Annotated in this window: 13 protein-coding genes; 4 read left to right on the top strand and 9 right to left on the bottom strand. The window is 74.1% G+C overall.

The annotated features are described in order from the left end of the window. Positions 1-58 precede the first annotated feature (58 nt). The gene (locus ACFCLZ_RS19675) at positions 59-961 is read left to right on the top strand and encodes an NAD-dependent epimerase/dehydratase family protein (RefSeq protein ID WP_380277726.1); all 903 of its coding nucleotides are present in this window, start codon (positions 59-61) and stop codon (positions 959-961) included. Between the two features lie 71 nt (positions 962-1,032). Here ACFCLZ_RS19675 and ACFCLZ_RS19670 read toward each other — a convergent pair whose 3' ends face one another. Together ACFCLZ_RS19670 and tenA are read right to left on the bottom strand one after the other, a co-directional pair. Continuing rightward, positions 1,033-1,233, bottom strand: a complete 201-nt coding sequence (locus tag ACFCLZ_RS19670; RefSeq protein WP_380277724.1) for a DUF5326 family protein — start codon at positions 1,231-1,233, stop codon at positions 1,033-1,035. Between the two features lie 216 nt (positions 1,234-1,449). After that, a complete protein-coding gene (tenA, locus tag ACFCLZ_RS19665) occupies positions 1,450-2,121 on the bottom strand; it encodes a thiaminase II (protein ID WP_380277722.1) in 672 nt (223 codons plus the stop codon). 135 nt (positions 2,122-2,256) lie between these two features. Between tenA and ACFCLZ_RS19660 the strand changes: the two genes are divergently transcribed. Further along, the gene (locus ACFCLZ_RS19660) at positions 2,257-2,631 is read left to right on the top strand and encodes a phage holin family protein (RefSeq protein ID WP_380277720.1); all 375 of its coding nucleotides are present in this window, start codon (positions 2,257-2,259) and stop codon (positions 2,629-2,631) included. Positions 2,632-2,727: 96 nt separating this feature from the next. Here the strand turns inward: ACFCLZ_RS19660 and ACFCLZ_RS19655 are convergent, their stop codons facing one another. Together ACFCLZ_RS19655 and ACFCLZ_RS19650 are read right to left on the bottom strand one after the other, a co-directional pair. After that, complete coding sequence (locus ACFCLZ_RS19655; RefSeq protein WP_380277718.1) at positions 2,728-3,153, bottom strand: SsgA family sporulation/cell division regulator; 426 nt, start codon at positions 3,151-3,153, stop codon at positions 2,728-2,730. 215 nt (positions 3,154-3,368) lie between these two features. Then, complete coding sequence (locus tag ACFCLZ_RS19650) at positions 3,369-4,169, bottom strand: IclR family transcriptional regulator (RefSeq protein WP_380277716.1); 801 nt, start codon at positions 4,167-4,169, stop codon at positions 3,369-3,371. Positions 4,170-4,497: 328 nt separating this feature from the next. On the opposite strand from ACFCLZ_RS19650, the gene ACFCLZ_RS19645 reads away from it, so the two are divergent. After that, positions 4,498-5,025 carry an NUDIX domain-containing protein gene (locus ACFCLZ_RS19645; protein ID WP_380277714.1) on the top strand — a complete coding sequence of 176 codons (528 nt, stop codon included), beginning with the start codon at positions 4,498-4,500 and terminating at the stop codon, positions 5,023-5,025. 31 nt (positions 5,026-5,056) lie between these two features. On the opposite strand, the gene ACFCLZ_RS19640 is transcribed toward ACFCLZ_RS19645, so the two are convergent. The 4 genes from ACFCLZ_RS19640 to pdhA form a co-directional block, all read right to left on the bottom strand. After that, on the bottom strand, positions 5,057-6,523 hold the full coding sequence (locus tag ACFCLZ_RS19640; protein WP_380277713.1) for a globin domain-containing protein: 1,467 nt from the start codon (positions 6,521-6,523) through the stop codon (positions 5,057-5,059). A 224-nt stretch (positions 6,524-6,747) separates the two neighbouring features. Continuing rightward, positions 6,748-8,079 (bottom strand): dihydrolipoamide acetyltransferase family protein, encoded by a 1,332-nt coding sequence (locus tag ACFCLZ_RS19635; RefSeq protein ID WP_380286223.1) that lies wholly within the window; start codon positions 8,077-8,079, stop codon positions 6,748-6,750. Positions 8,080-8,084: 5 nt separating this feature from the next. Beyond that, the gene (locus ACFCLZ_RS19630; RefSeq protein WP_380277711.1) at positions 8,085-9,095 is read right to left on the bottom strand and encodes an alpha-ketoacid dehydrogenase subunit beta; all 1,011 of its coding nucleotides are present in this window, start codon (positions 9,093-9,095) and stop codon (positions 8,085-8,087) included. Continuing rightward, positions 9,095-10,234, bottom strand: coding sequence for a pyruvate dehydrogenase (acetyl-transferring) E1 component subunit alpha (gene pdhA, locus ACFCLZ_RS19625; RefSeq protein WP_380277709.1), 1,140 nt, complete (start codon positions 10,232-10,234; stop codon positions 9,095-9,097). The genes ACFCLZ_RS19630 and pdhA overlap by 1 nt, the downstream gene beginning before the upstream one ends. 148 nt (positions 10,235-10,382) lie before the next feature. Here pdhA and ACFCLZ_RS19620 point away from each other — a divergent pair, with 148 nt between their 5' ends. Beyond that, on the top strand, positions 10,383-10,844 hold the full coding sequence (locus ACFCLZ_RS19620) for an Lrp/AsnC family transcriptional regulator (protein ID WP_380277707.1): 462 nt from the start codon (positions 10,383-10,385) through the stop codon (positions 10,842-10,844). On the opposite strand, the gene ACFCLZ_RS19615 is transcribed toward ACFCLZ_RS19620, so the two are convergent. Beyond that, positions 10,841-11,425 (bottom strand): TetR/AcrR family transcriptional regulator, encoded by a 585-nt coding sequence (locus tag ACFCLZ_RS19615; protein ID WP_380277705.1) that lies wholly within the window; start codon positions 11,423-11,425, stop codon positions 10,841-10,843. The genes ACFCLZ_RS19620 and ACFCLZ_RS19615 overlap by 4 nt on opposite strands. Positions 11,426-11,482 lie beyond the last annotated feature (57 nt).

Genomic DNA, 11,482 nt, shown 5'->3' with positions numbered 1-11,482 from the left:
TGTTCCCCACCTGCCCCCCGCCCCGGAACACCACCGCCCGAACCCCCGAGGAGACCCGATGCGGATCGCCGTCACCGGCGCGAGCGGCTTCTGCGGCTCGCACGTCGTCCGGGCCGCCGTCGCCGCCGGCCACGACGTGCTCTGCTACGGCCGCCGCCCCGGCCCGGCCGGTCAGCACATCCGCTGGGACGCCACCGCCGGGGAGCCCGACTTCACCGGCGTCGACGCGGTGGTGCACTGCGCCGCCGCGGTCGCCGACCTGCCCCCGGGGGCCGAGGCCGAGGCCGCCCAGCACGCCGTCAACGTCACCGGCACCGAGCACCTGCTGCGCGCCGCCGGGGACCGGCCGCTCGCCTGGGTCTCCAGCGCCAGCGTCTACGACCCCCGGCCCGGCCGCGAGTCCGTCCGGGAGCACCACCCCACCGAGGCCGGCCACCTCAACGCGTACGGCCGCACCAAGGCCGCCGGGGAACGGCTCGCGCTCGCGGCGGGCGCCGTGGTGCTGCGCCCGCGCGCCGTCTACGGCCCGGGCGACCCTCATCTGGTGCCCCGGCTGCTGGAGCGGGTGCGGCACGGCCGGCTGCTGCTGCCCGGCGGCGACGTCCGGCTCAGCCTCACCGCCGTGCAGAACCTCGCCGACGCCTGCCTGTCCGCGGTCGGCGCGGGCCGCACCGGCGACCGCCCGTGGACGCCGGTCGCCTACAACATCGCCGACGCCCGCCCCTACCGGCGCGACGCGGTGGTCCGCGCGGTGCTGGCCGCGCACGGGGTGAGCGCCCGGATCCACCACGTCCCGGCCCCGCTGGCCCGGCTGGCCGCCCGCACCGGACGGCTTCCCGGCCTGACCCCGTACGCGGTGGACCAGCTCTCCCGCGGCGTGGTGCTGGACCTCGCCCGGGCCCGTTCCCAGGGCTGGCGGCCGCACCGGGACCTCGACGCCTTCCTGCGCGAGGCCGCCTGAGCACTCCCGGAAACGCCCGACGCCCGCGTCCCCCCAAGGGGCGCGGGCGTCGGGCTCTTCCGGGGTCCTGGCTAGTGCTTGGCCGCCTTCTTCACCAGCACCACCACGGCGGCGGCGATGCCGACCACCACCAGCGCCTTGACGGCGAAGGCCAGCAGCGCGCCGACCACGCCGAAGACGAACATCAGCAGGTTCCACACCAGCACCAGTACCAGCACCGGCACGACGATGTTCCGCACCCACGAGGGCAGCGACTTCCAGAGCTCAGCCATGTCCGTTCCTTCTCTCCCCAAGGGGTCGGCTGCCGTCCGGTGCCGCATCCCGTTCGCTTTCGGTACTTCGATCGTACGGTGACGCGCGGGGCGGAACGAGGCCCAACGGCCCCGAGAGAACCCGGAGATCCCCCCGACCCCGGCCCCCGGGTGAACCCCCGCCCCGACCTCGGGGAACACCCCCGGCACCGCCCCGGAGCAGTCCCGCGGCGGGGCTCAGACCGGCCAGGCCTCCCCGCGCCAGGCGGCGTCCCAGAACATCCACTCGTAGCGCGAGGTGGTGACGAAGTGCTCGGTCACCCGGCGCCGTTCGGCGGGGGACATCTCCTCGCCGAGCCGGTCGGTCAGCGCCAGCACCCGGCGCACCACCGACTGGAACGCCTCGTCGCCGTAGGTGGCGATCCACTTCGCGTACAGCGGGTCCGGGGAGCCCTCGGCGAGCAGCCGCTCGCCGACCCGGGCGTAGATCCAGTAGCAGGGCAGCACCGCGCCGACCGCCTCCGCGAAGGAGCCGCCGTAGACGGTGGCGAGCAGGTAGCTGGTGTACGCGCGGGTGGTCGGCAGCACCGGCTCGGCGGCGGCGCCCTCGGCGGTGTCGCCGAAGGCGTCCAGGAACTCGGCGTGCATCCCCTGCTCGGCGGCCAGCGCGCCGATCGCGTCGTCGGCGAAGGCCCGCACCTCCTCCTCGCCGGGCGCCTTGGCCGCGCAGACGGCCAGCGCGCGGGCGTAGTCGCGCAGGTAGTGCGAGTCCTGGACGACGAAGTGGCGGAACGCCTCCCGCGGCAGGGTGCCGTCGGTCAGGCCGGCGATGAAGGGGTGGTCGAGGATCTCGGCGTAGACCGGCTCGATCGCCGCCCAGAGTTCTTCGGTCAGGCTCAGGCTGCTCATGCCCCGACCCTAACCGGCCCTGCTCAGCGCCCTCGGACACGCCTCGGTCCTCCGGCGGCGGGAACACCACCGGCATTCCACACCACCCGCCGGCCGGGACACCGCTCCGCTTGACCGACCTGGGACGCTGGCCCCATGAAGGGTTTCGTCATCAAGACACTGATCAACGCGGCGGCCATCTGGGTCGCCGCCTGGATCGTCGCCGGGATCACGCTCACCGGGGACGACTGGCAGCACAAGACGCTCACGGTGCTCGCCGTGGCGCTGGTGTTCGGCGTGGTCAACTGGCTCATCAAGCCGGTCGTGCAGCTGTTCTCGCTCCCCCTGTTCATCCTCACCCTGGGCCTGTTCACCTTCGTGGTGAACGCGCTGATGCTCTGGCTGACCTCCTGGGCCTCGGACAAGCTCGACCTGGACTTCCACGTCGACGGCTTCTGGTCGGCGCTGTTCGGCGCGCTGATCGTCAGCCTGGTGTCCTGGGGCCTCAACCTCGCCCTCGACGAGGACTGAGCGCGTCCCGTGCCGGCCCGCACGGAGGGGGCCCGTACCCGGTGAAACACCCGGGTACGGGCCCCTTTCGATGCGCGTCCTGTGCCCGCCGGCGGATCACCCGGCGTTCTCGTGGCCGTGCAGGATGAGTTCGAGCTGGGCGTCGAGGTCGCCGGCGGCGGCCTCCTCGCCCATCGGCACCAGCCGGTCGGTGCGCGCCAGGAAGGCGATCAGCGGCGGCGCGGAGCCGTGCAGCACGGCGTCGCCGTCGGGGGAGCGCAGCACCAGGCAGACCTCGCCCAGTTCCCCGCCGACCGGGTGGATGTGGACGTCGCCCTCACCGGACGGCCGGGCCAGCCCGTCGAGCAGCAGCTCGCGGGCGAAGACCCAGGTGACCGGCTCGTCGCCGGGCAGGTGGAAGGTGAAGCGGACCGCGTAGGGGTCGGCGGGGTCGTAGTCGAGGTCGACCACGATGCGGAAGGTGAGCTCCTGCGAGACCACCAGGTTCATGGTCAGGTGGCCCTGGACTGTGCTGTGCTGCATGGCACCGACACCTCTCGTTCTGCCCGGCCGCGCGTGGGTGAGGGTTCGCGGGTACCCGGACAAGGCTGTTGGCTGACAGGGGGAGGGATTGCGTGCGCTACGTCCAGCCTCATCGTCCCCGTCCGGGGACGTCGTGGACAAGATGTGCTTTTTCAAATGGTGAAAGAGCGGGATCGCCCGGTCCGCGCACGGACCGGCCGGGTGCGGCGGGTCGGTCAGAGTACGAACGACGGCGTCATCGCACCGACGCCGCGCCGCAGTTGGCCCGCGACCGTGGCGAGCCGGTCGGCCTGCTCGACCGGCAGCGAGACCGCCATGGTGGCGACCACCGAGCCCACGGTGATCGGCACGGCCGCGCAGACGGTGCCGATCGCGTACTCCTGGCGCTCGACCACCGGCATGGTGTGCCGCACTCCGGCGATCCGGCGCAGGACGGCCGACTCGTCGACGAGCGTGGCCGGGGTGAGCCCCACCGGGGGGTGGCGCGCGAGGTGGTCGCGCCGGGCCTCCTCGGGGAGCTGGCTCAGCAGGCACTGGCCGATCGCGTGGGCGTGGGCGGTGGCCCGGAAGTCGGCCCACGGTTCGACGGCCGGCTGGTGGGCGCCGTCGACGGTGTCCACCACGGTGACCTCGCCGTCCTGGTAGAGGGCGAAGTAGACGGCCGCGCCGAGTTCGTCGCTTAACCTCTCCATCCGCACCCGCAGCCCGTGCCGTTCGGTCTGCCGGTCGTCGGCCCGGACGATGCCGTCGACCGAGTCGCCGTAGAAGAAGCGGCCGTCGGCCCGCCGCAGGTAACCCTCGTGGGCCAGGGTCCGCAGCAGGTGGTACGCGGTGCCGAGCGGGAGGCCGGCGGCGCGGGCGAGCTGCTTGGCGGTGGCCCCGTGGCGGAAGCCGCCGACGGCCTCCAGCAGGCGCAGCGCCCGCTGGACGGAGGAGATCAGGGTGGGCTGCCGTTCCTTGCGCGAAGTGCGCGCCGGCCGCGTCGGCGGCGCGGTACGCTCTGCGATCCGATCCATGGCCACAGCCAGCCCCCAGCCCGAGTCATTGCAGAGAAGGACATCCGGAGTGAATCACTCCGATTTGCCCGATAGTCGCCCATTGCAGCACAGGCGCGGCGCGGCTGCAATGACTCTGACACGGTTCACTCGGTAAAATCCTTCGAATCAAAGGTCATTCAAGAGTAAAATCTGGCTTTCGAAGAGCTGTTCAACGTTCATCTTCGCTATCCAAGATCTATCGCCGCTACGAATCCGCCACGGCCGGACGCACCCGTCGGCGGGCCGCGTTTCGGGCACGCCGGGTCGCGGGAGACTCCCGCACAACGCTCCAGCCCCGGAGGTCGCCATGCGCACCCCGCCCCGCCCCGTCGTCAAGCGCACCGCCCGGGCGATCCTGCTGGAGGTCGACCCGAACGACCCGTACGGACCGGCCTCGCTCGTGCTGATCAAGCGCACCCGCCCCGGCTCCCCCCATCCGTACTGGATCACCCCCGGCGGCGGCGTCGAGCGCGGCGACCGCACGGTGGTGGACGCACTGCACCGCGAGGTGGACGAAGAACTCGGCGGCAAGGTGGTCGACGTGGTCCCCGCCTTCGTGGACACCATCAGCCACACCCACCACCCCGACGGCACCCTGCTCCACCCGCACGGGGTCAAGGTGCAGCACTTCTTCGTCTGCCGGCTCGCCTCGATGGACCTCGACCGCCGGCACGGCCCCGAGGTCGACGAGCCCAACGGCGGCTACGAGGTGGTCCGGGTGCCGTTCACCCGCGAGGGCGTCACCTCGGTCAACGTGGTGCCGCCGAGCCTGCGGGCGTACCTGGCCGCCAACGTCGAGGGCATCCGCGCGCTGCTCGCGCCCGACCTCGGCTGACGTCCGACCCGCCCCGGCGCCCGGGGCCCGCTCACCGCGCGGCCAGGTCGTGCCGGATCCGCTCCGCCGGCACACCGGCCCGCAGCAGGATCCCGCTGGTCCGCCGGACCATCGCGGGCGGCCCCGCGAGGTAGGCCGTCCGCCCGGTCCACGGCCCGGACCGGGCCACCGCCTCCGGGAGTCCGCCCGTCAGCAGGCCGGCCGCCGCCCCGGCCGGGCCGGCCCCGGGACCGGACAGCACCGGCCGGACGGACAGCCGGCCGCATCCCCGCGCCAACTCCCGCAACCCGGCCAGCTCGTAGAGCTCCTCGGCGCGCCGGGCGCCGTAGAACACCTCCACCGAGCGGCCCGCCGCGCCGTGCCCCAGCGCCTCCTCGACCAGCGCCCGCAGCGGCGCGATCCCGGTACCGCCGCCCACCAGCAGCAGGTCCGCGCCCTCGGCGTGGTCCAGGGTCATCCCGCCGGCCGCCGGACCGAGCCGCAGCACGTCCCCGGGCGCGGCCCGGTGCACCAGCGCGTTGCTCACCCAGCCCGCCTGCACCGCCTTGACGTGGAAGGTCAGCAGACCGTCCGGCCGGGGCGCCGAGGCGAACGAGAAGTGCCGCCAGACCCGCGGCCACCAGGGCGTCTCCAGGCTCGTGTACTGCCCGGCCCGGTACGGGTAGGCCTGATCGGGGCGGACGGTGAGCACCGCGACGTCCGGGGTTCGGCGCTCGTGCGCGACCACCTCGCCCTGCCACCAGGGCGGCGAGGTGCGGGCGTCCTCCTCGGCGGCCTCGATCATGATCGTGGAGATCAGCCGGTAGACCCGGCGCCAGGCAAGCTCCGTCTCGGCGGTCCACCGGCTGCCCGCGTACCTGGCCAGCGCCGCCACCAGGCACTCGCCGACCGGACCGTAGTGGCCGGTCAGGGTGCCGTACCGGCGGTGGACGCAGCCCAGCGCCCGCAGGTACGCGCGCAGGCCCTCCGGATCGCCGGCGCCGCGGGCGGCCATCAGCAGGGCACGGAAGAGGCGGTCACGCTGGACGTCCATGGCGGCCGGGAAGAGCGCCCGGATCTCGGGGTGGCCGAGGAAGATCAGCGCGTAGAAGTGCGCGGTGGCCCGGTCGGCGACCGGCTCGACCACGGCCAGGCTGGCCCGGATCAGTTCGAGGTCCCGGGCGGTGGGCGGCAGTTCGGCCGCCGCGCGCGGGTCCGGCGCGGGCGGCGCCGGGGCGAGGGCCGGAACGGCCCAGTTGAGGCCGGGGGCGCTGGTGAACAGCGGCTCGGGCACGGGCCCCGGCGCGGCGGCCTCCGGGCGGCTCGGCGCCGGGACCGCGGGCGGGTCGACCGGCCGCGGCGGCACGGCCGGCGGCAGGTCCGGCGGGTCCAACGGCACCGGCGGCACCGGCCGGACGGCCTGCGCGGTGTCCGGAGCGGCGGCCGGCAGACCGGGGACGGCCGAGGCCGCCGCCGAGCCGTGACCGGTCCGGACCAGGAGTGTTCTGCGGGACTTCACCGCAACGTTTCGAGTACCCAAGAGAATCGTTTCGCCTCCGGCCGGCCTTCGCCACCACCTGGCTTGTCTCTGCTGACGCCCAGGAAGCGTGACACGCCCGGACTGCTCATCCGACGAATCGCGCGAAGCCCGGACACCCGCCCCCGGGACGCGCTACTCTCACCCGTTCCGCGTCGCCCTGGGTGGCGGCTCCACCACCCAGGGCGACCCTGCTCCGGCGCGCCCTAGAGCCGCCGCAGCAGCATGCCCGGCTGCTCGACACAGTCCGCCACGAACCGCAGGAACCCGCCCGCGGTGCCGCCGTCGCAGACCCGGTGGTCGAAGGTGAACGACAGCTGGGTGACCTCGCGCACCGCCAACTCCCCCTGGTGGACCCAGGGTTTGGCGACGATCCGGCCGACGCCGAGCATCGCCGCCTCCGGGTGGTTGAGGATCGGGGTGGAGCCGTCCACCCCGAACACCCCGTAGTTGTTCAGGGTGAACGTGCCGCCGGTCAGCTCGGCCGGGGCGATCGACCCGGTCCGCGCCGCCTCGGTCAACCGGCCCAGCTCGACGCCGAGTTGCTCGGTGGTCAGGCGCTGAGCGTCCCGCACCACCGGGACGACGAGCCCGCGCTCGCCCTGCGCCGCGAAGCCCAGGTGCACCGCCGGGTGCCGCAGGATGCCCGAACCGTCCTCGGTCACACTGGAGTTGAGTTCGGGGAAGCGCTCCAGTGCGACGGTGCAGATCCGGGCGAGCAGTGCGAGCACGCTCACCTTCGGCCCCGGTGCGGCGTTCAACTGCCGCCGCAGCGCCATCAGTTCGGTGGCATCGGCGTCCACCCAGCAGGTCGCGGCGGGGATCTCCCGGTGGCTGCGGCCGAGCTTCTCGGCCACCGCCTTGCGCAGCCCGCGTAGCGGGACGACCTCCCCGACGACGGCCGGCGCCGAGGGCACCGACGGCACCGGCGCGCCGGCCGACGCGCCGACCGGGCCGGAGACCTTCGCCGCGACCGCCCGTTCGACGTCCGCCCGCATGATCAGGCCCTCCCGCCCGCTGCCGGTGACCGCCGCCAGGTCGACCCCCTGCTCCCGGGCCAGCCGGCGCACCAGCGGCGAGATCACCGCCGGCACGCCCTGCGCCCGCACGGCCACCGCAACCCGCACGGCCGCCGCGGCGACGGGAGCGGCCGCGCCCCCGACCCGGCGCCGCCGCCCGCTGCGCCCCGGCTCGGCGACCCCGTACCCGACCAGCGGCCGCTCCACCTCCGCCGCGGGCTGCGCCGACCTCGCGGCCACCGCCGCCGCCGCGAGCGGCTTCCCGCCCTCGCCCGGCGACACCGCGACCGTCACCAGCGGCGCGCCGACCGCGACCTCCTGGCCCACCTCGCCGAACAGCGCGGTCACCACCCCGCCGTACGGGCAGGGCACCTCGACCACGGCCTTGGCGGTCTCCACCTCCACCACCGGCTGGTCGACCGCGATCACCTCGCCGACCTCGACCAGCCAGCGCACCACCTCCGCCCCGGTGAGCCCCTCACCGAGGTCGGGCAGGGTGAACTCGCGCACGACGGGCATCATCCTCAGTCCTCCCACTGGAGCCGGGCGACCGCGTCCAGGATCCGGTCCACCCCGGGCAGGTGGTGGTGCTCCAGCATCGGCGGCGGGTACGGGATGTCGAAGCCGGTGACCCGCAGCACGGGCGCGGCCAGGTGGTGGAAGCAGCGCTCGGTGACCCGGGCGGCGATCTCCGCGCCGGTGCCGCCGAAGCCGCCGGCCTCGTGCACCACCACGGCCCGGCCGAGCGAGCGCACCACCCGGCAGACCGTCTCGTCGTCGAACGGCACCAGGGTGCGCAGGTCCAGCACCGCGAGGTCCCACCCCTCGGCCTTCGCCACCTCGGCCGCCTCCAGGCAGACCGGCAGCGAGGGGCCGTAGGTGATCAGCACCGCCGAGGTGCCGGTGCGCCGCAGCACGGCCCGCCCGACCGGCTCCACCGGGGCGGCCGGATCGAACTCCGCCTTGCCCCAGTACATCCGCTTGGGCTCCAGGAAGACCACCGGGTCCTCGGAGGCGATCGAGGCCCGCAGCAGCCCGTACGCGTCGGCCACCGTCGCGGGGGTGACCACGTGCAGACCCGGGGTCGAGGCGTAGTACGCCTCGGAGGCGTCGCTGTGGTGCTCGACGCCGCCGATGCCGCCGCCGTACGGGATCCGGACGGTGATCGGCAGCGGCAGCCGGCCGGCCGTGCGGTTGCGCATCTTGGCGACGTGCGAGAACAACTGCTCCAGCGCCGGGTAGGCGAAGGCGTCGAACTGCATCTCCACCACCGGCCGCAGCCCGTACATCGCCATGCCGACGGCGGTGCCGAGGATGCCCGCCTCGGCCAGCGGGGTGTCCAGGCAGCGGTCCGGGCCGAACTCGGCGGTCAGCCCGTCGGTGATCCGGAAGACGCCGCCGAGCGCGCCGACGTCCTCGCCGAGCACGTGCACCGTCGGGTCCTCGCGCATGGCGTCGCGCAGCGCCGAGTTGAGCGCCTGCGCCATGCTCGCGGTGCGCGCGCCGGCGGCGGTGGGGGAAGAGGCCGTCGTCATCAGTGCTGCACCTCGGCCTCGGCGGCCAGCTCCTCGGCCAGCCGCGCCGCCTGCTCGCGCAGCTGCGGGGTCGGCTCGGCGTACACATGGGCGAACAGGGACATCGGGTCGAGCTCCGGGTCGGCGTGGAACTCGGCGCGCATCCGGGCGGCGAGCGCCTCCGCCTCGTCGGCCGCCTCCTGCACCAGGGCGTCGTCCAGCACCCCGAGCCCGCGCAGCGCGCGCTCCATCAGCAGGATCGGGTCGTGCTCGCGCCAGGCCGCCACCTCGGCCTCGGTCCGGTAACGGGTGGCGTCGTCGGCGTTGGTGTGCGCCTCGGCCCGGTAGGTCAGCGCCTCCACCAGGGTCGGGCCGCCGCCGGTCCGGGCCCGCTCGACGGCCTCGGCCAGCACGCCGTGCACGGCGGGCGCGTCGTTGCCGTCCACCAGCCGGCCGGGCATCCCGTAGCCGACGGCCTTGTGGGCCAGCGTCGGGGCGGCGGACTGCGCGCTGAGCGGGACGGAGATGGCGTAGCCGTTGTTCTGGACCAGGAAGACCACCGGGGCCCGCAGCACGGCGGCGAAGTTCAGCGCCTCGTGGAAGTCGCCCTCGCTGGTGCCGCCGTCGCCGAGCATCGCCAGCGCGACCACCGCCTCGCCGCTCAGCCGGGCGGCGTGCGCCAGCCCGACGGCGTGCGGGCCCTGGGTGGCCAGCGGGGTGCAGAGCGGGGCGGTCCGGCTGGCCCGCGGGTCGTAGCCGGTGTGGGCGTTGCCGCGCAGCAGGGTGAGCGCCTCCAGCGGGTCCACCCCGCGCGAGACGACGGCCAGGGTGTCGCGGTAGCTGGGGAACAGCCAGTCGCGCTCGCCGAGCACCAGCGCGGCGGCGACCTGGCAGGCCTCCTGCCCGGTCGAGGCCGGGTAGACGGCGAGCCGGCCCTGCTTGGTGAGGGTGGTGGCCTGCTGGTTGTACCGGCGGCCGACGACCAGGCGGCGGTACAGCTCGCGCAGCAGGTCGGGGTCGTACTTCTCCAGCGCGGGAGTACCGAGGACGCGGACCGGAGCGGGGTCCGGGAGCAGCGGTGCCGGGTCGGTGCGGGGGGCGGTGGCCCCGGGCAGCCAACCGGGTACCGCCGTGTGGTGTCTGTGGTCGAGAACGGTCATCTCGGGCACCTCCAGGGGTGGCGGGGGCTCCCTACCGATTGTTCGGTCGTCTGTTCATCTTGACCAGAAGCGTGCGAAGGTGGTGGACAATCGGCCCGGGTGGCGGTCGACTGGTGGCAGTGCGTCCAATCCGTGGGGGTGGGGGGACATGTCGGCTGAACAGACGTCCAGACTCGACCGGGTCGACCGGGCGATCCTGCGGCTGCTGCAGCAGGACGGTCGCGCCTCGATCCGCTCGGTGGCCGAGCGGGTGCACGTGTCCCGGGCGAACGCGTACGCCCGGATATCCAGGATGGTCGAGGACGGCGTCATTCGCGGCTTCACCGCCCGGGTGGATCACGAACGGGCAGGTCAGGGGGCTTCCGCCTACATCACCCTGAAGATCGTGCAGAACTCCTGGCGCACCGTGCGCGAGCAGCTGCTGGCCCTGCCCGGGGTCGCGCACATCGCCCTCGTCGGCGGCGACTTCGACGTCCTGCTGCTGGTGCACACCGCCGACAACCGCGCCCTGCGGGAGCTGGTGCTGGGCAGCATCCAGTCCATCCCCCAGGTCCTCGGCACCCGCACCATGCTGGTCTTCGAGGAGACCGACCAGGTACCCCCCGACTAGCGGGCCCGCAGGCCGTCGAAGGCCAGGTGGACCACCGCGTCGGCGACCCCGTCGGCGGCCTTGAGGCCCGGCCGGTACCACTCCACGATCGAGTTGATCATGCCGAAGAGCAGCCGGGTGGCCAGCCGCGGTTCGACGTCCGCCCGCAGCGCGCCGTCCGCCACCGCGGCCCGCAGCAGCTCGGCCACCTGGTGGTCGAACTCCCGGCGGCGCTCCAGCGCCCACTGCTCGGTGGCCGTGTTGCCGCGCACCCGCAGCAGCAGGGTGACGTAGGGCAGCTCCGCCAGCAGCACCTCGGCGGTCCGCCGCACGACGTGCTCCAGCCGCTCCACCGCCGAGCCGTCCAGCGCGTCCGGCTCCGCCAGGATCGCGAACAGCCCGTCCAGCGCCCGCCCGACGGCGAGCCGCAGCAGCTCCTCCTTGCCGCGCACATGGTGGTAGATCGACGACTTGGAGATCCCGGCCGCACGCGACAGGTCCTCCATCGAGGTGCCGTCGTAGCCGCGCTCGTTGAAGACGTCGACGGTCACCGCGAGCAGGGACTCCACGGTGTAGGCGGTACGCGTGGTGTGATCGGCCATCCTCCGAGTATCCCCGCCCTCCCCGGTACGGCGGCGCCCGGGTGCCCTGGTCCACAC

It is taken from the genome of Kitasatospora purpeofusca (assembly GCF_042691725.1).
Taxonomy (GTDB): domain Bacteria; phylum Actinomycetota; class Actinomycetes; order Streptomycetales; family Streptomycetaceae; genus Kitasatospora; species Kitasatospora purpeofusca_B.
The sequence above is the reverse complement of the archived record's forward strand: the minus strand, read 5'-3'. Positions and strand labels throughout refer to the sequence as shown.

Bases quoted from the DNA above. Each gene is read 5' to 3' on its own strand.
- ACFCLZ_RS19675 (WP_380277726.1), top strand. From the start codon at position 59: ATGCGGATCGCCGTCACCGGCGCGAGCGGCTTCTGCGGCTCGCACGTC.
- ACFCLZ_RS19670 (WP_380277724.1), bottom strand. From the start codon at position 1,233: ATGGCTGAGCTCTGGAAGTCGCTGCCCTCGTGGGTGCGGAACATCGTC.
- tenA (WP_380277722.1), bottom strand. From the start codon at position 2,121: ATGAGCAGCCTGAGCCTGACCGAAGAACTCTGGGCGGCGATCGAGCCG.
- ACFCLZ_RS19660 (WP_380277720.1), top strand. From the start codon at position 2,257: ATGAAGGGTTTCGTCATCAAGACACTGATCAACGCGGCGGCCATCTGG.
- ACFCLZ_RS19655 (WP_380277718.1), bottom strand. From the start codon at position 3,153: ATGCAGCACAGCACAGTCCAGGGCCACCTGACCATGAACCTGGTGGTC.
- ACFCLZ_RS19650 (WP_380277716.1), bottom strand. From the start codon at position 4,169: ATGGATCGGATCGCAGAGCGTACCGCGCCGCCGACGCGGCCGGCGCGC.
- ACFCLZ_RS19645 (WP_380277714.1), top strand. From the start codon at position 4,498: ATGCGCACCCCGCCCCGCCCCGTCGTCAAGCGCACCGCCCGGGCGATC.
- ACFCLZ_RS19635 (WP_380286223.1), bottom strand. From the start codon at position 8,079: ATGCCCGTCGTGCGCGAGTTCACCCTGCCCGACCTCGGTGAGGGGCTC.
- ACFCLZ_RS19630 (WP_380277711.1), bottom strand. From the start codon at position 9,095: ATGACGACGGCCTCTTCCCCCACCGCCGCCGGCGCGCGCACCGCGAGC.
- pdhA (WP_380277709.1), bottom strand. From the start codon at position 10,234: ATGACCGTTCTCGACCACAGACACCACACGGCGGTACCCGGTTGGCTG.
- ACFCLZ_RS19620 (WP_380277707.1), top strand. From the start codon at position 10,383: ATGTCGGCTGAACAGACGTCCAGACTCGACCGGGTCGACCGGGCGATC.
- ACFCLZ_RS19615 (WP_380277705.1), bottom strand. From the start codon at position 11,425: ATGGCCGATCACACCACGCGTACCGCCTACACCGTGGAGTCCCTGCTC.